Here is a 22965-nt window from a genome sequence, read left to right as displayed (position 1 = left end):
AAATAACGTGGAGTAACCTACTTGGCTAGATGTCTTCCATTTATAATTTATGTAGAAGTAGATGGACATGTGATGACAGGACAAAACTCATAATCTGCTTCTCAAGTAGGACGCGAAGTCAAAGCACTATTAGACTATTTACAGTTTAAAGATATATCTAAAATGTCATGCAATGTAGCAAAAATCTCATCTACACTATAATTGTAATCATTTTCTACCCAACGTCTTAAGACCTCTATCATGCCACTGCTATAAAAATCTGCAATAATTTCAGGATGATGACTGTGTTTAATTTTTAAAGCAAGTGGATCATTTTGATTTTCTACGCTATCTAACATTAATTCACGACTTACATGCGTTAGATTGCGAAAGACATCTGCTTGACGAGAAGAGGTTAGTAAATGTTTAAATACTTTCTTATGTTCTCCAATAAAATAGATGAATTGTTGAAAAGATTCTTCTGTAGAAACAAATGGTCGAGTATCTTCATGTTGAAATTGAGTTGCGATATAGTCAGGTAAAGAGAATAGAAGGTCATATTTATCTTGGAAATAACGATAAAATGTACTACGATTAATTTCTGCGATATCACAAATTTTTTGAATTGTTATTTCGTCAAAATGATAATCTTTTAATAATTTAAATACAGTTGCGTTTATATGTTTAATCATACGCTTTTGATTGGGAGTAGGCATAATCTGAAAATGCTCCTATTAATTTTTTCTAGTTCGAACGTTTGACTTATTAAAAGTAAAGTATCATAAACTTTAGAATAATTCCAAATATACATCTTTAATATGATAATAAAAAAGTGTGACGATAGAACATTTAATGTTCTTCGCCACACTTAATTGTCAAATAAAGTGTCAATTTAATAGTTATTTAGTGTCGATATCTTTTAACCAATCATCAACGTTGTGATCATGATTGTCTACATAATCTTTTGCTACTTGTTCAGGATTTTTACTTTTAACAAAGATGTTTTTAGCTAAACGTTCCTCATCTTTTTGATCCCAATCTTTTGCAATACGTGTTGCAATGTCATATGCCGCTGGATGTTTTTCTTTAAAATTATGATTGAATACTAAATCAATATGTTGTTTATTATTTCCATAAATTTTATCTGGATCTTTAAGCATTTTGACATCTAATTCTTTCGAGAACCAATTTGGTTCCATTGATGTGAAAAGAATAGGTTGTTGTTGTTGATAGGCTTTTTGAATTTTTTTGAATTGTTCTTCATCGGAACTTTTATCTAGGCTATATTTACTCAAATCGTCTCTATCTAATTCATCATTCGTTTGTTGCATAACACCATTTCTGTTATCAGTACCTTGAATTGTCCAATCTACAGATTTACCAAAATCTTTATCATCTTTTAAATCTTTAATTGAATCAATATTCTGAACATATTTAGGTACTGCTAATCCAACATTAACATTATCAATTAAATGTTTGTCATCGTATAAAGTAAGTGTACTTCTAAATTTATCATAATATCTTTTATCTGTTTCTGGAAAAATACCTGAAGCATGAAATGCATCATCACTTGCAGAGACTGCTGCGTATAATGGTCCACTTGCTGGTACAGGTGTAGTTGTAACATCATATCCAGCTTTCTTTAATACTTCCGCAATCACAAGTGAACGTGCGGTTGAATTATCACTTGCAATATAAGGGATTTCAATCGTTTTATCTCCTAATTCGGTTTTACTTTGTGTAGAGGAGTTGGAATGACTATTACCACAGGCACTTAAAACTATGACTAGAGTAAGTGTGGCTAATAGTGCTAAAAATTTTGATACGCGTGATTTAAGCATCAATATCTTTCGCCTCCCTGATCATCTTTTCTATTGTCTGTATGACTCGTTTGATATTTATCGTAAACATGTTGATTATGTTCGCGGGCATAAAGCATCAATGCTTTAAATAATACATCCTGCTCCGTATTATTATCAGTTAAATCTTTGTATAGGTGTGTGGTTTTATCAAAGTAAGTTGTAGTGTCATGTTGTTCTTGTCGCTTAGAAGGAACCGTTTTGGGTGTACCTTCTTCAGTATATAAAGCTTCGTAATCAACATCATCATATGCCTTATAACCATTAGAATGGGCATCATAGCTGCGATTTTGATGTTGATAAGATACATCTTGTGTATCAACGAATTCTCTATAACGCGGTGCATCTGAGTGCTTATAATTAGAAGTAGAAGATTCATGACGTTCTTCTAATGCTTTACCTTCAACATCAATTTTAGGTAATATAACACCTAACCATTTCGGTAAGTACCAAGATGCATTACCGAATAATTTAGTTAAAGCAGGGATTAATGTCATTCTGACAATAAAAGCATCAAATAATACACCAAATGCAAGAGAAAGGCCCATTGATTTAATTGCAGTATCATCTTGGAAGATAAAGGCAATAAACACACTGAACATAATTAATGCAGCGGCAACGATAACTGGACCACTTTCTTTAATACCTACGCGAATAGAGTGATCGTTATCACCAGTTTTGCTGTATTCTTCGTGAACACGTGTCATTAAGAATAATTCATAGTCAATGGCTAATCCGAATAATAAACCGATTGTAATAACAGGTAAGAAGGCAAGTAACGGACCTGTATTGTCTACACCAAATAGACCACTCATCACACCATCTTGCATGACTAAGGTTGTAAATCCAAGGGTTGCCATTAATGATAAGACAAATCCAAGTACTGCTTTTAATGGTACAAGGATAGATCTAAATACAATCATAAGTAAAATAAATGCTAGTATAACGATAACGCTAGCGAATACTGGGATAGCATCATTCAGTTTTTCTGACATATCGATATTAATGACGCTTTGACCAGAAATCTCAGTATCATAATGATATTTATCTTCGGCATCTTTGTGATAATCTCTCAATTCATATACAAGATCTGTGGTAGATTTAGCGTTTGGACCTTCATTTGGAATAATCGTAAAGATAGCATAGTGATTATTACTATTCAATCGTGCTTTAGATACTGTATCTACATTATCTAAATCTTCTATATCTCTACGCATATTACTTAAATCATTTTCAATTGATGTTTTACTTCCACCATCTTTAGTATTCACTAACATTACAATTTGCCCGTTATAGCCTTCACCAAAATTATCTGAAATAAGTTGGTAAGCTTTATGCTCAGAAGAATCGTTTGGTTTAAGACTATCATCGGGAATACCAAGACGCATTCCTGTGATAGGAATGATAGCTAGAACAAGAATCACTAAACTAATAATAGTTGCAAGCACAGGTTTATCTACAACGAATTTAGCCCATGGATGACGTTTAGGGTCTTTATTTTTAGTAGGCTTATTTTTAATTTTAATACTTTTATGGAAAATACTAATTAATGCAGGAAGTAATGTTAAGGCTGCTAAAACAGCGAATAACACACTAATAGCTGAAGCAAATCCCATAATTGCTAAGAAATCAATACCTACTAGTGATAAACCACACACTGCCATCATTACTGTAATACCAGCAAAGATAACAGCACTGCCTGCAGTACCTACTGCTTTACCAATTGCTTCTACTGTGTCAGTACCTGATTTTTTGATTTCTTTATATCTAAATAGGATAAATAAAGAATAGTCAATACCTACCGCTAAGCCAATCATCACAGCTAGTGTTAATGTGAAGTTTGGAATATCAAATATAAATGTAAGTAATGAAATAATGCCCACACTTGTTGCTAAACCAATAATCGCACTAATAATTGGCATACCTGCTGCAATAAGAGAGCCAAATGTGATAAGTAAAATAATGAAAGCAACTACGATACCTACTATTTCAGAAACACCACCAGGTTCAGAGCCCATTGACATACCAGTTGTTTTTTCAATTTGAATGTTGTGATTATCTTTAATATCTTGAAGTTCTTTATTTACTATCTTTTTAGATGAATCTTGCATACTTGTTTGAGGTACAACATAGCTGATATTAGCAATAGCTGTATCGCCTTCACTATTGACCTGTCCCGAATCATATGGATTAGAGACATTTTGTATATAATCATCATCTTGTTTAATATTGTCTAAGGCATCCTCTATGTCTTTTTTCGTTGTTTTATCTTTTAATCCATCCTCTTTATTTGAGTGAAAGACAATTTTCATGGATGCTTTTTCACTGTCTTGATGAAATTCTTTACTGATTTTATCATTCGTATCAATGGATTTTAATCCATTCATTTTGATATCACTATCAAATTTTGGTGTAGTAACTAATAGGGGCGCAATCACTACACCAAGTATGACTAACCATATAATAATACTTAGCCATTTATGCTTAGCAATAAATGTACCAAGTTTATATAATAGATTTGCCAATATAATACCTCCTTTTGTTATTAAAATAATGTTACTAGACTGCGTTAACAGAACGTATTTTATAATTTAACAAGAGTTTGATTATATGTGTACCATTAAAAAATTTAAGACGTTGGAAAATGCAACATTTTATTAAAATTGTTGTTTTTTTATAGAAGAAGTGAGAAGGAGCATAAAAAAGAGAAGGAGAACATTCATTTAGAATTCGTTATCCTTCTCTTTACGATATGTATAAATTTAAGCTACGAAATATCCGATAAGACAAATTGCACCGATGAGTACAAATAAAACGCCTGGTAAATATATTTTTTCTCTAAGATCAATATCTTGTCTATATGCGACGAAGCTACTAATAGAGATGAGTATGATACCAACTACTAGTAAAATAATAGAAAGTATAAGCATCAACTCAGCCTCCTTCATATCAAAATTGATGAAAACGGTGTTCTCTTAATTTTATTATATTAGGAATAGACAAATTTTTATAGCGATTTATTAATATAATGTAAAAATGTTATCATTTTTATAGTTATTTATTAATAAAATTTATTAAAATTTTACATTTGATAAAAAAATTAAAGAGAGCGGAAAATAATTCTGTCGGAATTTATTTTCGCTCCCTATTTATGTAAGAAAAAAGATAAGTTGTCGCTTTAATATAAGTAAACATTTACTTATATTATGGAATATATTAATGTAATAAAATTTTGAATAATAGAAGTGAGATGACGATCTGATCGGTAAACAATGGAAAGATAGCTTGATGGTGGACCGTCTTTTAATGGCTTGCCAATAATATTTGGGTGATGGAACAATGTGCTTTGGCTAACAAGACTCAGATAGTTAGAATCTTTAATAATAGTTAATATACTGCTAATACTATTCGATTCCATATGAACATTTAAATCAATAAAATTGTTTTTGCGCCAGTTATCAATGCTTTCTCGTGTGGAACCACTACTATGAATAATGAAACGATACGCTTTTAAATCTTCTAATGAAATATCTGTTTTTGAAACCAAAGGATGTCTTTTATCCATTGCAATAACCAGCGGATTTTCTTGTAGACGTTTCACTTTTAGTTCTTTTTCAGTAAATCCTTTTTCTGAAATGACGCCAATATCAATTTCTCTATCTTTCACTTTCTTTAGTATCGTTGGGGCAGTATCCACAACTAAATTAACATCAATATCTGGAGAATCATGCATATATTTTTTGAAAGCAGTAGGAAGAATGCTGTAAATAGGTGCATGACTCGCCCCAACACGTAAAGTTCCACGCTTAGATTGTTTAAATTCTTCAATTATATTTGTAGTTTCATCGATTAAATTTAACATTTTATTAGAATTACGATATAGTAGTTCTCCAGCTTCTGTTAAATTGAAATGTTTTCCTTTTTTAAAGTATAAAGGTAACCCAAACTCATTGTTTAAATTTTTTAAATGAAACGTTACAGTTGGCTGTGTTATCCCCAGTTTTTCAGCAACTGCGTTTTCATTTTGCAATTCAACAAAGTTCTTAAAAATCAGCATTTGTTTTGTATTCATAAATTAATTCCCCAAAATATATAAATTTTTTCTATTCTATTATGTATATTAAAGAAAGAATTTTGAGGCTACGTTAATAAATTGTTTAAAGTTAGTTAATCTTAATGCATTATAATAGAATATACAATATTATTTTATGTACTAAATTGAAAATTTAGGGTAATAATTATGTTGCGTACCCTGTCATACAACACGAAGAATTTACATTTGAGGAGAGATTCACATGGTAGAAAGGCTACTTGTGGTTTCTGATATTCATGGCCATCGGAAAGCACTCGTAACACTTTTAAAACGAGCAAAATATAACCCCAAAAAAGATCAGCTCGTACTTATGGGAGATTATGTTAATCACGGACCTGATTCATTTGGAACATTAAAACTGATTAAAAGATTAAAACGACGCGGTGCGCTTGCCTTAGCAGGTAACCATGAAATGCGTTGGTTAAATAGTAAAGATAAAAAGATTAAGCGATGGCATGCATTCTTACGTGAATTATCTGCAGTTGAAGTGATTGGTGATTATATCTTTGCACATGCAGGGATAGATACAAACAAACCTTTGAATAAGCAAATAAAAGAATATACTACAGGACATTATTCACATTCACTTAATCGTCAGATTCCTAAAAATAAATATCTAGTCCATGGCCATGTACCGAATTACCGCTATGGATTAAAAAAAGATAATATTTTTAAAAAGAAAAATGAGTTATCTATAGATACAGGAGCAGGACATAATAAATTTTTATCTCTAATTGATTTAACGGGTCAGTATCAATATTCTGTGGATGTAACGAATATTCGAAAGATTAATATAAAACGCTTAAAAATATAAAAGCTAATATGTTTAGTTTTTGATAAAAATGAATAAATAAAAAATAATAAGACGTTCAAGTTTTATGTAAAATGTTATATAATAAAATGGAATATTACTAAAAAGGGTGGCATTAATGAATAAAAATACGCAAAATGAGAATCGTAAAATGTCGAAGATAAGTTCGTATTTAAAAGTGTCATGTTCAGCTTTAATATTAAGTAGTTCACTTATAGGTTATGGATTTACTAAAGATGCATTTGCAGCAACACAAGATGTACAAACAACAACTTCTGAAAATACAACACATATTCAAAAAGATTTACAAGATGCAATTAATAAAGCGAAAAAAGACATTAATCAACTAAAAAATTTAAGTGCAGTCGAATTAAAAAATTATAAAGAAGATATTGAAAGTGCTAAAGATCAAACTGAAATTAAAGATATAATCAAAGAAGCGCAAAAAGAAAACAAAGAAACGACTCAAAAAAACACAACGGATGTTTCAAACAAGGATAACAGTACAGAAACAGACAGTACTGAATCATCTAGTACTCAAGAGGCTTCAACAAACGAAAAAGCTACAACTAGTAATGATACTTCTTCTGATAATACATCAAGTGAATTAGATAAAATTGTGTCAGATTTAGATGCTTTGTCTAATAAAGTTGATAGCAGTCAACAAAATGACGTAATATCAAATGAAGCTTCGTCTTCTGAAACAAACACTTCTGAAAACACAACTGATGAAGTAACGAAAGAAGAACCAACTACGGAAGAAACAACGAAAGAAGAGTCAACAATAGAGAGTGATTCAAAGCAATCAGCATCTTCTAAATCACATTCTTCTATTATTGATAAATTAGATAGTATAAAAAATGATATCGATGGTGCTAAAAAAGACATCGAACGTTCAAAAGAAAACAATTCAAATCAATTATCAAGTAATGAAAATAGTACAGAAGAAGCGACACCTGAATCTACTACCCAGGATGCTTCAACAAAAGAAACACCATCAACAGAAGATACAACACAATCTCATTCAAACCATCATTTACTAGATGGATTAGCTGATTTAAACAATATTAATAAAGATCACGATTTAGATACAGATGTACTAAATCATCAATTTGATAAAGTGAATAACCAATTATCTGAAACTGAAAAAATCAATCAAGCTATTGCTAAAGTTGAAAATAGTCGAGATGATGCAAGTCATTTATATATCACTCGTAAATTAGATCAATTATCAGATTTACGTAATAAAGTTCAAAATCAAGCTGACTTAGCCAAAAAAGATAAACAGGCCATCGAAAAAGACATTGAAACAGTACGTCAAAATGTAGAAAATAATCGTGACATTATTCTTAATCGTTTACAACAAGTCTCTGACAAACAACGTGCAGCTGAAGATATATTAAACAGTGTGTTCAGCAAAAATGAAGCGCAACACATCTTGAAAAATATTAAAACAAAGGGACAATCTGATAAACAAATTGCAGATCAGATTATGAAACAAATTGATGGATTGACTTCAACAACGAGTGATGACATTTTAACATCTATGTTAGAACAAGCTACTAATAAAGAAGATTTATTAAAAACAATTTTATCTACACGTTTAGGTCAAAATGAAGCGGCTACTATTGCAAAACGATTAGCTAATGATCATTTAACAAACTCACAAATTGTTGAGCGTTTGAAACAACAATTTAGTAAACACGGTCTTGTGTCTAGCGATGATATTTTAAATGATATTTTAGATAAAACGTCTAATCGAAAACAAGCCATTGAAACAATGTTAGCAACAAAATTAAACCAAGCAAAAGCCGATGCTTTAGCTAATATTATTTCAAGAGTACAGTCTGATAAAGCGAATGCTTTAGATTTAGTAAAAAGTTCAATTAATGGTAAGGCCAATGACTTATTACAACTTCAAAACAGTTTAGGTCAAGCCAAAAATAGATTAAATTATATTCTTGATCCAATTGTAAATCGACCTTCATTATTAGATCGTATTACTGGTAACACAAATGGTTCAAATCATGGTTCTAGTCTATTAGGTAATGGGTTAGATTTACTAGGCGGTTTAACTGGAAGTAATTTGTTAGGTAATCTTCCTTCAGGCAATAGTTTGCTTGATAGATTAACAAATGGAAATAGTTTACTAGATGGTATTAGTGATATTCCTAATCCAACACAAGGCTTATCATTAGGCAATATAGGTGATGATGGTTTGCTTAGCGGTTTATTTGATGATAATGGCGATGTATCGTTGCCAGCCACAGGTGAAGCTATTAAGAAAAACTGGGTTCCAATTGCAGCAGTGATTGCTATTGCAGGTGGAGCGCTTGTATGGTTCAGTCGTCGTAAACATCATCAATCAAATAACTAAATCAAATATATATGAGTAAATAATTAATGTCATTGAACATTAGTTATTTACTCTATTTTTATATAAAAAGCACTTTCATAAAAAGCGGATATGAATTGATATTAGGTGAAATTATACATAAACGGTATATTTAAATGGTGAATAATAATCGATTTATTTTAAATTATTATTGAATGTAATATATATTAGACATACTCTTAAAGTATGAAAAAATAATTTTTAAAATGACTGAATTATAATCATTACGTGGTACATGTTGAAGTAATAAAGATAAAAGGGGTGGGAAACATGGAACACAGTGAACGCGTGTCTCATACAGTCTCTAATAAAAAAGAGAAAAAAAGATTTCGATTAAAAATGCCTGGTGCATTTACAATATTATTTATTCTAACCATTATTGCGGTGGTAGCAACTTGGATTGTGCCAGCAGGTGCTTATGCTAAGCTTTCTTATAATGCAGGCGCTCACGAATTTAAGATTGTTGATGCACATAATAAAACAACGACAGTCCCAGGGACACAAGATCAACTTGATAAATTAGGCGTCAAAATTGATGTGAATCAATTTAAATCAGGTGCTATCAATAAACCCATATCAATTCCTGGAACTTACGAGCGCTTGAAACAAAATCCAGCTGGCCTCGAGCAAATTACTTCAAGCATGGTAAATGGGACCATTGAAGCTGTCGATGTCATGGTATTTATTCTTGTGCTTGGTGGTTTAATAGGAGTTGTACAAACGAGTGGGTCTTTTGAATCCGGATTATTAGCACTAACTAAAAAAACTAAGGGTCATGAATTTTTACTGGTCTTTATGGTATCTATCTTAATGATTTTAGGTGGAACATTGTGTGGTATAGAGGAAGAAGCAGTCGCTTTCTATCCAGTGCTTGTCCCTATATTTATAGCGATGGGTTATGATTCTATTATATGCGTAGGATCTATTTTCCTTGCAAGTTCTATTGGTAGTACATTTTCAACAGTTAATCCTTTTTCAGTAGTAATCGCTTCTAATGCTGCAGGAACAACATTTGTAGATGGATTATATTGGCGTATCGCTGGACTCGTTGTAGCAGCCATATTTACGATTGGATATTTATACTGGTATGCAAAGCGTATCAAGAAAGATCCAAAACTATCATATACTTATGAAGATAAAGTGAAGTTTGAAAGACAATGGTCAGTGATTAAGAATAATAGTGAAGAAAGTATTTTCACCTTACGTAAAAAAATTATTTTAATATTATTTATCTTACCTTTTCCAATTATGGTATGGGGCGTAATGACTCAGGGATGGTGGTTCCCGATTATGGCATCTATGTTTTTAGCCTTTACTATTGTGATTATGCTTATTGTTGCATTAGGTAAGAATGGATTAGGTGAGAAAAAAGTGGTTGATGCATTCGTTAATGGTGCATCAAGTTTAGTGGGTGTATCATTAATCATTGGTCTTGCACGTGGTATTAACATGATTATGAATGATGGACTGATTTCAGATACAGTTTTAAACTTTTCATCTTCACTTGTAAAACATGCGAATGGACCACTGTTTATTCTTGTGTTATTGATTATCTTTTTCTTTCTAGGATTTATTATACCTTCATCATCAGGATTAGCTGTACTTGCAATGCCAATATTTGCACCACTTGCTGATACAGTAGGCATTCCTCGATTTGTGATTGTGACAGCGTATCAATTTGGACAATATGCGATGCTATTTTTAGCACCAACAGGATTGATTATGGCTACATTACAAATGTTGGATATGAAATATTCACATTGGCTTAAATTTGTATGGCCAATTGTTGCATTTGTATTTATCTTTGGTGGTGGTTTATTAATTGCCCAAGTGTTAGTATACTCATAATAAATAAGCCATTGATTTTCAAGTATTTGAAAATCAATGGCTTTTGTTATGCACTTACATTTATTTAGGTTGAATATAGTGTAGAGATGAGGCAGTATCGGCATCAATTTGACGATATGATACAATACCTAATCCTTTCACGTTTGATTCTGAAATAATGATTGAACCATCATTATTTACTTTTTCAACGAAAGCAACGTGACCATATAACGCACTTGCTCCAGATTGACCCGCTTCAAATACAACAGCTGTATGATTTTTAGGTGTTGTACTTACACTATAACTAGCGTCTTCAGCACTATTATTCCAGTTATGTGCATCGCCCCAATGACCGCCTACGTGTTTACCAAATTGTTGAACACGTTCGTATACATACCAAGTACATTGACCATAAGGATATGGTGAAGAACCATCTGTAATTGAAAATGGTTTAAATGCACTTCCTGAAGCATCTGTGCCATTACTTCCTATTGATTTTGAATATTTATCTAAATTAGGCATTTTTTTCTTATCAAAATCAGTTAAATTGTAATGGTCAATTAAGCCATTTAACTTCGTTGCATAGTTAGGATCAGTAGCATAAGTTTGGCTCAGATGACGTGTTGCTGAACGATAAGTTGGAGCAACCTCTTTCCAAGATGATTTATAAATTGTAGGATTACCGTCAATACCGTGTTTGATTAAATCAGCATAATCTTTTAATGAAGCTTTAAGATTTGGATATTTGCGGAAACCAGCATTAATACTAAACATAGTGTTGTCACTACCAGCTTCAAGTGTATTGAAGTTAACTGTAGCTCCTTTATAACTGCCTTTCATACCGAATAAATTGTAGTTTGGTGCTTGCGCAAGTGCACTATTACCTGAACTTGATTCTAAAATAGCTTGTGCAATCATTACAGAAGCGTAGATATCATTATCTTGGCCGATTTTATGCGCGTCTTTAGCAATAGATGTGATAAATTCACGTGTTTCTTTATTTTCTACTACTGCAATGTCTCCATTAGTAACATTGTTACCATTTAGTTGTGGTATATCTTGGAATAAACTTACAGCACGTGTATTACTTTGTTTAAAATCATTTTCAAATGATTGTGGTGCTTCTTGTTTATGTTTTAGTTGTTTTTCTGTTGGCAATTGTGGATTGTCTTTATTTGTAGATGTTTGATCTTGAGTTGTTGATTCATCTTTTTTTGAATCTTCATTTTGTGATGTTTGAGATGTGTTATTTTTTTTAGATGATGTATAGTCTTTATGTGTTTGTTGTGCTTTATCACTATATTGATCAAGAAGCGCATCTAACACAGCTTCTGATTGTTGTCCATCTTTGTCAGAAGGTGTTGAATGTGAAGTTGAAGATTCCGATGTTGCTTTCTCTTCTTGAGATTTAGATGTTTGAGATGCTGTATCTTTTGTTGTTTCTTCTGATGTTGATGATTCGTTAGTACTATTATCATTTAAATCTGAAGCTAATTGATTCAATGAATCTAAAGCTTTACTTACGCTAGAGTCATCATTTGAATGATTGCTATTATCGTTACTATATTTAAATGATGAATGAGATGTTTGATTAGATTGATTATTTTCAGTTAGTGCATCTGATTGACTTGATGATGTGACATTACTATTTGACTTGTCAGATGAATCCTGAGTTGATGCATCTGTTGTTGTATGTTGATTTGACGATTCGGTGTTATCTTTATCTGAAGAAGTGGTATTCGTTGTATGTTTGTCATCACTATTATTAGATGAAGATGAATCACTTTCAACATGTTCATATTTTGAAATATCATCATCAAAATTAAATAGGGATGAAATCAAACTTGTTAAACTGAATCCATTTTCATATTGGCTAGGACTTAAAAAGTTTGATGAGAATGAAGGATTTGAACCATTAATATTAAATGCAGATAATGGTGTATGATACGTGTCTTCATCTTTAGTGTTAGATGAGCTATTATTTTTTGAATGTGTTGATGATGACTTAGAATGAGAGGATGCATCTTCATTTAAAGTTGTGTCTGTTTGATTTTCTTTTGACTGAGATTCTTGCTTTTTATTATCAGAACTATCAGAAGTTGATTCTTCTGAAGATGGAGTTTCGTTGCTTTCAGTACTTGCTGTTTCTGATGTAGAAGTTGACCCCTCATGATTTGATTCAGATGTTTTAGTTTGTTTTGTATTTGTATTCTCTTCAGCTTGAGCAACACTAGACGTAAATGTTGGTAAAACAAGAGTTGTAGTTAGCAAATATATCATAAATTTTTGCTTCGACATCAATAAACGCTCCTTAGTTTTGTATAATATATTTTATAAATCCGTCTTAAGTCAGACGATTTCTATCATATTTTAACGTAGCATTAGCTTTGTAGCTAAAAACATTTTCTGCTATAATGCATGAGTACCATTTGATTGTTGATATGTATCAACTAATTATGGCAATCGTGATAAAAGTATTATACTAATTCTACGATATAAAAAACAATGTTTTAAATCATATTGATATAAATTCTTAATATTTCATTTCTAGGAGAGTGAAAATGAAGAACGCGTTTAAATTATTTTTGACAGACTTAAAGCGTGTAGCTAAAACACCAGCTGCTTGGGTCATTCTAGGTGGTTTGGCAATTCTACCTTCATTTTATGCATGGTTTAACTTATGGGCGATGTGGGATCCTTATAGTAATACAGGTCATATTAAAGTGGCAGTTGTAAATGAAGACCAAGGCGATAAAATTCGAGGTAAGAAAATTAATGTAGGTAATACGCTCGAAGACACATTGAAAAAGAACAATAAATTTGATTGGCAATTTGTCAGTCGAGAGAAAGCAGATCATGACATACGAATGGGTAAATACTATGCAGGTATCTACATACCTAAGAAATTTACACATCAAATTACTGGAACACTTCGTAAACATCCTGAAAAAGCAGACATTACATATAAAGTGAACCAAAAAATTAATGCTGTTGCTCCTAAAATGACCGATACCGGTTCGACAATTATTGTTGATGAAGCTAATAAGCAGTTTAATACGACCGTAACAAAAGCATTATTGAAAGAAGCAAATAAAGTAGGTCTTCAAATTGAAGATGAAGTACCAACAATTAATAAAATTAAAAATGCTGTATATGCAGCACATCAATCTTTACCTAAACTGAATAAAATTGCAGATAGAATTGTTTATCTTAATGATCATCAAGATCAGCTTGATCAATATGCAAATCAATTCCGTGATTTAGGTAACTATAAAGGTGATATTTTAAATGCTCAGCAAAAATTAAATGACGTCAATGCAGCTATTCCTTCATTGAATCAAAAAGCGAAATTAATTCTCGCATTGAACGAGTATATGCCTAACATTCAGAAATTAGTGAATGTAGCAGCAGATGATATACCTCAGACATTCCCTAAAATTAATAGAGGAGTAGATATTGCGGGTCAAGGATTAGACTTAGCAAATCAACAACTTAACGATGCGCAAGGTTATTTAGGTATGGCTAAACAACGTGTTGGAGATTATCAAGAGGCAGCTGGGCGAGCACAGGCAGTTAATGGTAATGTAAATAATAATCTACGACAACAAAGTACTACAACTAATGACAATGGCATGCCTCAATATACGATTCAAAAATTAAGTAATAGTTCGAATAATGATCAATTACCTAATGGTCAGATTCTTTCAAATGAAGATGTTAAATCAATGAATAGTGGACTTGCTGAAGCATTACTTGCATTATCTTCAAATGCTGATAAACAAGCTAAGGCGTCACAATCTGATGTAAAAGCATTAAGAGATATAACTTATGGTGTCATTGCCTCTAATCGACCAACAGAATACAATGATATGCTTCGAAATATTAAAGGACGTTTAGAAAACACATCAAAATACAATCAACAACTTATTGATGTATTAAAAGAGTTACAACAACGTGAACATGTGAATTTAGCACCACAAATTAAACAAATAGAAAGCGCGAATAATCGTATTAATGATACGTTACGTTCTACTAATCAATTGATTGATGCATTATCTAGCGGTGGTAAAGGTAGCGCTGAGTCTATTAATGTATTAAGAAGCTTGCCAGCTTTAAATTCTGGCTTAGGTAGTTATAGAGATTACATTAAAAATAATTTAAATAATCGTTTACTTGTAGTTTCTAATGATATTACAAAACAATTAAGTGAAGGCCAAGTTGTATTATCAGATGTTCAATCTAAATTAAATACGATTAATCAAGTCATTCAAGCAGGTCAACAAATTGTAGGCGATGGTCAAAGTCGTATTGCGACACTTCAAAGTGAATTACCATCACTTGAAGCGGGATATATTGAAGCAACACAAACTGCTAAAAATTACTTCCCAACAGTAAGAAAAAATGTAGAAAAAGCTGCAGACTTTGTACGTAATGATTTACCTGATTTAGAACAACGTCTTGCGAATGCAACGGCTACTGTAAATGCTAATCTACCAACGTTATTTGATAAATATGATAATGCAGTTGATTTATTAGATGAAAATCAGCCAAAAGCAAAAGAAGCTTTAGCGAATTTAGCGAACTTTGCACAAACAAAATTACCTGGCATCGAAAGAGATTTAAATAAGGCTAATGATATATTCAATCAATTAGACGATGACGATGCAGTAGATAAGCTTGTTAATAGTCTGAAAAATGATTTGAAAAAACAAGCAGATGTTATCGCGAATCCAATCAATAAGAAAACAGTTGATGTTTTCCCAGTTAGAGATTATGGTTCAGGGATGACACCGTTCTATACAGCATTATCTATTTGGGTGGGCGCTTTATTATTAGTGAGTTTATTAACAGTGCATAACAAACATGAAGAATTAGCAGATCAGTTAACGAAACGACAAGAATATCTTGGTAAAGGAATGTTCTTTATCTTGATGGGTGTATTACAAACCCTCATTGTTACAACAGGTGACTTATTCTTACTTCATGCGCAAGTAGAATCACCATTGCTCTTTGTACTCGTTGCATTATTTGGCGCAATTGTGTTTAATACCATTGTTTATACGTGTGTATCTATATTGGGTAACCCAGGTAAAGCGGTAGCCATCATTCTTTTAGTACTACAAATTGCAGGCGGTGGCGGTACCTTCCCAGTAGCGACACTACCTAAGTTTTTCCAAAACATTTCACCATATTTACCATTTACGTACTTAATTGATTGCTTACGTGAAGTTGTAGGTGGAATCGTACCAGAAATCTTAATTACAAAATTAATTATATTCGGTTTGTTCGGTCTTAGTTTCTTCCTAATCGGATTTATTGCTAAACCATTCTTAGATCCAATTATGACTAAGATTGCAAAACGCGTAGAAGAAAGTAAAGTAACAGAATAGAAAATATAAATAGCCTGATTGATAGTAAAAAATCATTATCAATCAGGCTATTATGTTTAATTAGATTTATTATTAGATTCACTACTGCTATGATGACTTTCAGTTGAAGACTGCGTACTTTGTTGTGATGAAGGCTTTGCTTCTGTTGAAGGTTGTTCAGCTGATGGTTGCTCTGAAGATGGTTTCTCTTCTGTGCTTTGAGATGTAGGTTGTTTTGACGTGTTACTTTCTGAACGATGTTGTGATGTGTTTGATGATTCACTTGTTTTTGGCTGTGTAGTCTGAATATTAGATTGACGTTGTGTCGCTTGTTGAGACTCTTGTGTCGCTTGAGAAGTTTGTGATGACTGACTTGTTGGCTCAGATTGCGCATTGGTACCATTGTCAGATTGACTTGTTTCATTAGATTGAACTGTATGACTTTCAGAAGTACTTTCTTTTTTATCTTTCTTTTTAGTAGATTGTGTTTGATTTGAGTCAGATTGATTAGAATGTGTGGCTGCAAAAAAGACTGAGAATCCTAATGCCACAACAAGTAATATAATGACTATAGTTGCTAATATTTTTTTCAAATTATAGTCCTCCATTTTTAATTGATTTCTTTAGTTTATTATAATCAAAGTTCAACAAATAGGAAGTATTTATATAACTAAATAATATTACATTTTATTCACATAATTCTGTGATAGATACATCTAAAGTACAGTGAATTAAGATAAAGAGTATGAGATAATAGTAGTGAAACAAAAATCCATTAGAGAAAGAAGGACAATCATGAATAAAATAGTTAAATCTATAGCATCAGTTACTTTAGCATTTGGGACAGTATTAGGCGTAAGTACAGCTGTTTTACCAATCGAGGATACAGCTCATGCAGCTACAAAGCCATATTATGTATATAACGGGTATGTAGATAAAGACGCAAAATTTGTAACAAATAAACATTTTATTAAAGCAGTTAAATATGGAAATGTAACAATGAATGGGATAAAATTTGAAAAAGCGGATAGTAATAAAGAACTTGAAAAATATAATCAAAAATTTACTGGTGTAAGTAAAGATGGCAAAAAGGCAAATAAAGTTCAATTTAGTGTTAAAGGAGATTTGACATATAATCAATTGAAAAAAGCGTATGGCCAAGATTTAAAAAAAGTAAAAGGAACTCCTAATGATAAACAAAGTGGTATTTTTGAATATCAACCTAAGAAAGACGGCTTAATTGTTTCATTTGTTATAACACATGGAAGAACAGTAGAAGTTGATATTGGCTACGAAGGTGTGACAACAAGCAAATAAATAATAAATATGAGCGGGACTGAATTCAATTCCCGCTCTTTTTTTATTATTCAATATGGCATAACACTTCAAACTCCAGTTTCATTGTTTGTGAGCCATTCTCATTACTAATCGTAACATACTGGTTTAAAGTATCAATGCGTTTGATATAGGCAGTAATAGAATGAATAGCACCATTTTTAAAATAACTAATCATAGCGAGTTGATGAGTTGTATATTTTTCAATTAATCGTCTATTCAGAATATTGAATTGATCTTCTGACAAAGAGGGCATTGTTATTTTATTTTGGTCTTCGATAAATGCTTTTATTCGTTCATACTGTTCAGGCATTACTGCAAAAGGCGCCCACTTAATCATGCCACGGCCTTGTGGTATATTAGCGTCTAAATATTTTCTAGGAATTTTACGGTAATCTGTTTCACGTTTGTATTGATCAGGAATCATAAGAACCACCTCAATCATATTATAGAACATATGTTCGTATTATTAAAGTGCTTTCTTATAATATAAATAAATCTTATATTTTAAAATTAAAAAAATGAATTTATATATAATGAGACCACAAGTTTAACAAAGGGGAAGTAAACTTATGGCCTAATGTTATTACGTAATATAACTTTTTGTGAAGGAGTGAATAGGACTATTACTCCCATTTGTATTATAACACAATTTTATAAAAAAATATTTAAATATATTATTAATTGTATAGATATAAGTAATAAAGTATGATATGGGTAGTTTAAAGAGAAAGAGAAGGACACATATGAAAAAAACAACGAAAGTATTTGTAGCTACAACAGTAGCATTTAGTACATTTTTAGGTGCTAGCGTTACAGGTGCGCTTGTTCAACAGCCAACTGCACACGCAGCAACGTCGTCATATTATAACTATAATGGTTATGCTGGTCAAAATGCTTCATTCGTATTGGATAAAAACTTTAAAAATGCGGTTAAAGCTGAAAATGTCAAATTTAATGGTATTAAAATCAAAAAGTCAACATCTAATAAATCAGCAATGAAATATGATCAATACTTCAGAAATGTATCTAAAGACGGTAAAACTGCATCATTATTAGATATGGAAGTAAAGGGTCGGCTTTCATTGACACAACTAAAAAAAGTATATAGTAAAGATCTACAAAAAATTGATAATGGTAAAAACAACACAACAGGTATTTATTACTATCAACCTAAACAAAATGGTATGACAGTTTGGTTTGACGTTAATAAAGGTACAGTAGATCGAGTAGTATTGGGCTATAGCACAGTACAAAAAGCAATGAACTAAATGGATTAACGGTAATGGTTGAAGTGAGTGTTGTCACTTTAACTATTTTTTTATACATAAAAAAGAATAAAAATAAATGCGGCATTTTATTAAGGTTTTTAGAAATATTAGATTTTTATCGTATTAATCGTATATTAAGATTTTTGTTATTAAAAATTATAGAAGGGTGATACGATAGATTCATCTACAAAAAATGTATATATGAGACTGTTTTTGTATGATAATTATATAGAAATATAATTTACTTGAAGGAGGAAGACGAATGACAAAGGGGCCAATTCAAGTTAATAACGAAATCGGGACATTAAAAACAGTGCTATTAAAACGGCCAGGTAAAGAATTGGAAAATTTAGTACCTGATCATTTAAGTGGATTATTGTTTGACGACATTCCATATCTAAAAGTAGCACAAGAAGAGCATGATCAGTTTGCGGACACATTAAGAGCTGAAGGGGTAGAAGTAGTTTATTTAGAACAGCTTGCAGCTGAAGCGATTGAAGATGAAAAAGTAAGACAGCAATTTATTGATGATATTTTATCAGAATCTCAAAAAACGATTTTAGGACATGAGAAAGAAATTAAAGATTATTTTTCAAAGTTATCCAATCAAGCACTGATTGAAAAAGTAATGGCAGGTATAAGAAAAGAAGAAATTCAACTTGAAACAACTCATCTCGTTGAATATTTAGATGATCGATATCCGTTTTATTTAGATCCAATGCCTAATCTATATTTTACACGTGACCCACAAGCATCAATAGGTAGAGGGATGTCAATTAATCGTATGTACTGGCGTGCAAGACGCCGTGAATCTATTTTTATGACGTATATTTTAAATCATCATCCTCGATTTAAAGAAGCAGATATACCGGTGTGGCTAGATCGGACGTCACCTTTTAATATTGAGGGTGGAGATGAACTAGTATTGTCTGAAGATGTTTTAGCGATTGGCATTTCAGAGCGTACTTCTGCTGAGGCCATTGAACGTTTAGCACGACATATCTTTAAAGATAAACATACGACATTTAAGAAAGTACTTGCGATTGAAATACCCAATAGCCGTACATTTATGCATTTAGATACTGTATTTACAATGATTGATTATGATAAATTCACAGTACATGCAGCTATTTTTAAAGAAGAAAATCATATGAATATCTTTACAATTGAACAAGATGAAATAAAAGAGGATATTAAAATCACGCATTCTAGCCAATTACGAGAAACACTTGCCAGTGCATTAGGATTAGATAACGTAGAATTTATACCTACTGGGAACGGGGATATAATTGACGGTGCTAGAGAACAGTGGAACGATGGATCTAATACATTATGTATTCGCCCAGGCGTTGTGGTGACGTATGACAGAAACTACGTCTCTAATCAATTATTACGTGACAAAGGTATTAAAGTGATTGAGATTAAAGGAAGTGAGTTAGTACGTGGCCGTGGAGGTCCAAGATGTATGAGCCAGCCACTCTTTAGAGAAAATATTTAATGTTTTCACGTGAAACATTTTATAGTGAAAGACGTTAGTCATTTGGCTAGCGTTTTTTTATATTAAAAATATTCCATTAGTCTACAAAAAGTGTAAAATAGATAACATACTTTATAAAATGAAAGGAGAAGTCAATATGGCATTGATGACTATTAATTATAAATCACCTACGATTGGAATGAATCAATCGTTTACAGCCATCGTTCCAGAAGACGATAGCTTTTTCAAGCAAGATGAACCTGCAAAACCTTTGAAAACGTTATTACTGTTACATGGCTTATCAAGTGATGCGACGTCTTACATACGCTTAACAAGTATTGAACGTTATGCTGAAGCACATCATTTAGCAGTGATTATGCCGAATGCTGATCACAGTGGCTATGCGAATATGGTCTATGGACATAGTTATTATAACTATATTTTAGAAATATATCATTATGCGCACCAAGTATTACCTCTATCTAAGAAAAGAGAAGATAATTTTATAGCTGGACATTCAATGGGGGGCTATGGCACAGTGAAATTTGCTTTAACACAAAGTCATTTGTTCTCAAAAGCAGCCCCATTATCTGCGGTATGTGATGTACAATCTTTACTTGATATTGAATGGAATGACTTTGATCCAAAAGCCATTGCCGGCGAAGCTTTGAAAGTTAAAGGTACAGAGTTAGACACGTATCATTTAGTTGATGAAGCGGTAGAAAAAGGAATAACACTCCCAGAATTCTTTATTCAATGTGGTACAGAAGACTTCTTATATGATGACAACCAACAATTTATGAAATATTTAGATAAAAAAGGAATCACTTACAAATATGAAGAGGGACCTGGAGAACATGATTATGCTTTCTGGGATAAGGCTATTGAACGTACCATTGAATGGTTAGTAGAAGAATAAAAAATTCCCTTTGTGAGAAACATTCACAGAGGGGATTTTTATTTATTTAATAATTTCAATCGTAAATGGAACAACAAAATCTTCGCCTTTATTCATTGCAAGAATAGCTAAAATGGTATAGACAAAACCAGCAATACCTACAATGAATAAAGTTAAGTAACCAATTAACACTATAGTTAAAGCTAAACTTTCAAATTAGCGAATGCTATCGATCAACCTATCAAACATGTTGATATATTTGGTAAGGATAGATAACCAAAAATAAGAAATAGATACTTTTTCTATTTCTTATTTTTTTAATTCATAAACTAATTTGAGTTATTATTTTGAGTATCTTAAAATAATGACAAGTATTAATTATTTTAGGTTTTTCGTGAATATAAAAGAAGCTACTCTAAATTAATAAGGAGCGTAAGTTTAGTGTACAGATATTACATCACTTCAGTCGTTATTTTTCTAGTATTTTCACTGATATGTGGTATGGCTCTTGCTGAAGATAACAGTGAGAAATTATCAGTTGTGGCAGTGGGAGATAATTTAATTCATCCTGTTGTCTATAATGATGCACAACGTTCTGATGGCTCATTTAATTTTAAACCAATGTATTCTAATATAAAGAACGATATAACTACACCTGATCTAGCTTTTGTAAATCAAGAGTCTCCGCTTGGTGGAGATGATATTCCATTTTCAGGATTTAAACAGTTCAATACACCTAGTCAGGTAGCAAGTGACATTGTTGCAACTGGTTTCGATATGATTAATGGTGCAAATAATCACTCCTTAGATCAAGGGGATCAAGGGGTTACAAATCATATACAGACTTGGGAAAAATTTGATCATAACGTATTGTTTACAGGAATATACAATTCGAAAAAAGAGGCGAATCGTGTACATACCATTTCTAAAAATGGTGTAAAAATTAGTGTATTAAGTTACACGTATGGAACAAATGATATGGTCTCAAACGATCCATATACAGTAAAAACGTTTGACGAAGCTACTATTAAACAGGATATACGAAAAGCAAAACAACAAAGCGACGTAGTCATGGTGTCGGCACACTGGGGAAATGAAAATCATCATAAACCAAATAAGACACAGAAGAAATATGCTCAATTGTTTGCAAATGAGGGTGTAGACGTCGTTATCGGTACGCATCCACATGTAATTCAACCAGTAAAATGGGTCAAAGCAAAAGGTCATCATCATAAAACGTTGGTAGCCTATTCTTTAGGTAATTTTTTAAATGGACAATATGGTGGAGATGAAAATAATCAATTGCTAGGAAGGATAAATTTCGATGTAGTGAAAGAACCTAAAGGCGTACACGTAGAGAATGTTAAATGGACAAGTATGGTCAATCATTATGAACAAGTTAAACCTAATAATAAACAAACACGCCAACATTTTAGAATTTACAACCTAGATGATTACACACCACAATTAGCACAGAAACATGGACTACAGTATGATGCAGAAAGTGAATGGAATATTCCTCATTTACAAGACATTACAAAACATGTTATTGACCCAACATTTTTAAATGAAAGAAGTTTATAAAAAAGAGCGACTGCACATGTGTAAATGACACGTACAGTCGCTTTTGATTTATCTATTTAAAAGTTCT

The 22965-nt window shown here is 31.9% G+C and carries 17 protein-coding genes and 1 pseudogene; 9 read left to right on the top strand and 9 right to left on the bottom strand.

Annotated features, from left to right (window positions below; translation table 11 throughout):
* Positions 1-134: 134 nt before the first annotated feature.
* From AC2FB1_RS02860 to AC2FB1_RS02840, 5 genes and pseudogenes are all read right to left on the bottom strand, one after another.
* Positions 135-695 (bottom strand): TetR/AcrR family transcriptional regulator, encoded by a 561-nt coding sequence (locus tag AC2FB1_RS02860; RefSeq protein ID WP_490673777.1) that lies wholly within the window; start codon positions 693-695, stop codon positions 135-137.
* A 183-nt stretch (positions 696-878) separates the two neighbouring features.
* Positions 879-1820, bottom strand: coding sequence for a glycine betaine ABC transporter substrate-binding protein (locus tag AC2FB1_RS02855; RefSeq protein WP_490673820.1), 942 nt, complete (start codon positions 1818-1820; stop codon positions 879-881).
* A gap of 397 nt (positions 1821-2217) precedes the next feature.
* Positions 2218-4363, bottom strand: a pseudogene (locus tag AC2FB1_RS02850) (MMPL family transporter); the annotation flags it as partial.
* A gap of 237 nt (positions 4364-4600) precedes the next feature.
* Positions 4601-4768 carry a hypothetical protein gene (locus AC2FB1_RS02845; protein WP_002449294.1) on the bottom strand — a complete coding sequence of 56 codons (168 nt, stop codon included), beginning with the start codon at positions 4766-4768 and terminating at the stop codon, positions 4601-4603.
* Between the two features lie 269 nt (positions 4769-5037).
* Positions 5038-5910, bottom strand: coding sequence for a LysR family transcriptional regulator (locus AC2FB1_RS02840; RefSeq protein ID WP_490673776.1), 873 nt, complete (start codon positions 5908-5910; stop codon positions 5038-5040).
* Between the two features lie 223 nt (positions 5911-6133).
* On the opposite strand from AC2FB1_RS02840, the gene AC2FB1_RS02835 reads away from it, so the two are divergent.
* The 3 genes from AC2FB1_RS02835 (at position 6134) to AC2FB1_RS02825 (ending at position 10985) form a co-directional block, all read left to right on the top strand.
* Complete coding sequence (locus AC2FB1_RS02835; RefSeq protein WP_490673775.1) at positions 6134-6745, top strand: metallophosphoesterase; 612 nt, start codon at positions 6134-6136, stop codon at positions 6743-6745.
* 115 nt (positions 6746-6860) lie between these two features.
* A complete protein-coding gene (locus AC2FB1_RS02830; RefSeq protein WP_490673774.1) occupies positions 6861-9119 on the top strand; it encodes an LPXTG cell wall anchor domain-containing protein in 2259 nt (752 codons plus the stop codon).
* Between the two features lie 288 nt (positions 9120-9407).
* Positions 9408-10985: a YfcC family protein gene (locus AC2FB1_RS02825; RefSeq protein WP_490673773.1), complete on the top strand. Its 1578-nt coding sequence runs from the start codon at positions 9408-9410 to the stop codon at positions 10983-10985.
* A 60-nt stretch (positions 10986-11045) separates the two neighbouring features.
* Here the strand turns inward: AC2FB1_RS02825 and AC2FB1_RS02820 are convergent, their stop codons facing one another.
* Entirely contained in the window at positions 11046-13262 is a 2217-nt protein-coding gene (locus AC2FB1_RS02820; RefSeq protein ID WP_490673772.1) for an amidase domain-containing protein, read from the bottom strand.
* A 263-nt stretch (positions 13263-13525) separates the two neighbouring features.
* Here AC2FB1_RS02820 and AC2FB1_RS02815 point away from each other — a divergent pair, with 263 nt between their 5' ends.
* Positions 13526-16354 carry a YhgE/Pip domain-containing protein gene (locus AC2FB1_RS02815; RefSeq protein ID WP_490673771.1) on the top strand — a complete coding sequence of 943 codons (2829 nt, stop codon included), beginning with the start codon at positions 13526-13528 and terminating at the stop codon, positions 16352-16354.
* Positions 16355-16410: 56 nt separating this feature from the next.
* Here AC2FB1_RS02815 and AC2FB1_RS02810 read toward each other — a convergent pair whose 3' ends face one another.
* On the bottom strand, positions 16411-16926 hold the full coding sequence (locus AC2FB1_RS02810) for a hypothetical protein (protein ID WP_490673769.1): 516 nt from the start codon (positions 16924-16926) through the stop codon (positions 16411-16413).
* Between the two features lie 202 nt (positions 16927-17128).
* Here AC2FB1_RS02810 and isaB (AC2FB1_RS02805) point away from each other — a divergent pair, with 202 nt between their 5' ends.
* Entirely contained in the window at positions 17129-17650 is a 522-nt protein-coding gene (isaB, locus tag AC2FB1_RS02805; RefSeq protein WP_490673768.1) for an immunodominant staphylococcal antigen IsaB family protein, read from the top strand.
* A gap of 46 nt (positions 17651-17696) precedes the next feature.
* On the opposite strand, the gene AC2FB1_RS02800 is transcribed toward isaB (AC2FB1_RS02805), so the two are convergent.
* A complete protein-coding gene (locus tag AC2FB1_RS02800; protein ID WP_490673767.1) occupies positions 17697-18095 on the bottom strand; it encodes a YolD-like family protein in 399 nt (132 codons plus the stop codon).
* 319 nt (positions 18096-18414) lie between these two features.
* Here AC2FB1_RS02800 and isaB (AC2FB1_RS02795) point away from each other — a divergent pair, with 319 nt between their 5' ends.
* From isaB (AC2FB1_RS02795) to AC2FB1_RS02785, 3 genes are all read left to right on the top strand, one after another.
* Positions 18415-18939 carry an immunodominant staphylococcal antigen IsaB family protein gene (gene isaB, locus AC2FB1_RS02795; RefSeq protein WP_490673766.1) on the top strand — a complete coding sequence of 175 codons (525 nt, stop codon included), beginning with the start codon at positions 18415-18417 and terminating at the stop codon, positions 18937-18939.
* Between the two features lie 262 nt (positions 18940-19201).
* Positions 19202-20437 carry an arginine deiminase gene (gene arcA / locus AC2FB1_RS02790; protein WP_490673765.1) on the top strand — a complete coding sequence of 412 codons (1236 nt, stop codon included), beginning with the start codon at positions 19202-19204 and terminating at the stop codon, positions 20435-20437.
* Positions 20438-20573: 136 nt separating this feature from the next.
* Positions 20574-21335, top strand: coding sequence for an alpha/beta hydrolase (locus tag AC2FB1_RS02785; RefSeq protein WP_490673764.1), 762 nt, complete (start codon positions 20574-20576; stop codon positions 21333-21335).
* Positions 21336-21377: 42 nt separating this feature from the next.
* On the opposite strand, the gene AC2FB1_RS02780 is transcribed toward AC2FB1_RS02785, so the two are convergent.
* Positions 21378-21506: a magnetosome magnetite crystal formation protein family gene (locus tag AC2FB1_RS02780; RefSeq protein WP_232133104.1), complete on the bottom strand. Its 129-nt coding sequence runs from the start codon at positions 21504-21506 to the stop codon at positions 21378-21380.
* 249 nt (positions 21507-21755) lie between these two features.
* Here AC2FB1_RS02780 and AC2FB1_RS02775 point away from each other — a divergent pair, with 249 nt between their 5' ends.
* Complete coding sequence (locus AC2FB1_RS02775; protein ID WP_490673763.1) at positions 21756-22898, top strand: CapA family protein; 1143 nt, start codon at positions 21756-21758, stop codon at positions 22896-22898.
* Positions 22899-22965: the final 67 nt, after the last annotated feature.

This window comes from Staphylococcus sp. CoH_129_LAB_1, assembly GCF_058191515.1.
Note: the sequence above shows the minus strand (reverse complement) of the source record. Positions and strands in the feature narration are given on the sequence as shown.

Bases quoted from the DNA above. Each gene is read 5' to 3' on its own strand.
- AC2FB1_RS02860 (WP_490673777.1), bottom strand. From the start codon at position 695: ATGCCTACTCCCAATCAAAAGCGTATGATTAAACATATAAACGCAACT.
- AC2FB1_RS02855 (WP_490673820.1), bottom strand. From the start codon at position 1,820: ATGCTTAAATCACGCGTATCAAAATTTTTAGCACTATTAGCCACACTT.
- AC2FB1_RS02845 (WP_002449294.1), bottom strand. From the start codon at position 4,768: ATGCTTATACTTTCTATTATTTTACTAGTAGTTGGTATCATACTCATC.
- AC2FB1_RS02840 (WP_490673776.1), bottom strand. From the start codon at position 5,910: ATGAATACAAAACAAATGCTGATTTTTAAGAACTTTGTTGAATTGCAA.
- AC2FB1_RS02835 (WP_490673775.1), top strand. From the start codon at position 6,134: ATGGTAGAAAGGCTACTTGTGGTTTCTGATATTCATGGCCATCGGAAA.
- AC2FB1_RS02830 (WP_490673774.1), top strand. From the start codon at position 6,861: ATGAATAAAAATACGCAAAATGAGAATCGTAAAATGTCGAAGATAAGT.
- AC2FB1_RS02825 (WP_490673773.1), top strand. From the start codon at position 9,408: ATGGAACACAGTGAACGCGTGTCTCATACAGTCTCTAATAAAAAAGAG.
- AC2FB1_RS02820 (WP_490673772.1), bottom strand. From the start codon at position 13,262: ATGTCGAAGCAAAAATTTATGATATATTTGCTAACTACAACTCTTGTT.
- AC2FB1_RS02815 (WP_490673771.1), top strand. From the start codon at position 13,526: ATGAAGAACGCGTTTAAATTATTTTTGACAGACTTAAAGCGTGTAGCT.
- isaB (WP_490673768.1), top strand. From the start codon at position 17,129: ATGAATAAAATAGTTAAATCTATAGCATCAGTTACTTTAGCATTTGGG.
- AC2FB1_RS02800 (WP_490673767.1), bottom strand. From the start codon at position 18,095: ATGATTCCTGATCAATACAAACGTGAAACAGATTACCGTAAAATTCCT.
- isaB (WP_490673766.1), top strand. From the start codon at position 18,415: ATGAAAAAAACAACGAAAGTATTTGTAGCTACAACAGTAGCATTTAGT.
- arcA (WP_490673765.1), top strand. From the start codon at position 19,202: ATGACAAAGGGGCCAATTCAAGTTAATAACGAAATCGGGACATTAAAA.
- AC2FB1_RS02785 (WP_490673764.1), top strand. From the start codon at position 20,574: ATGGCATTGATGACTATTAATTATAAATCACCTACGATTGGAATGAAT.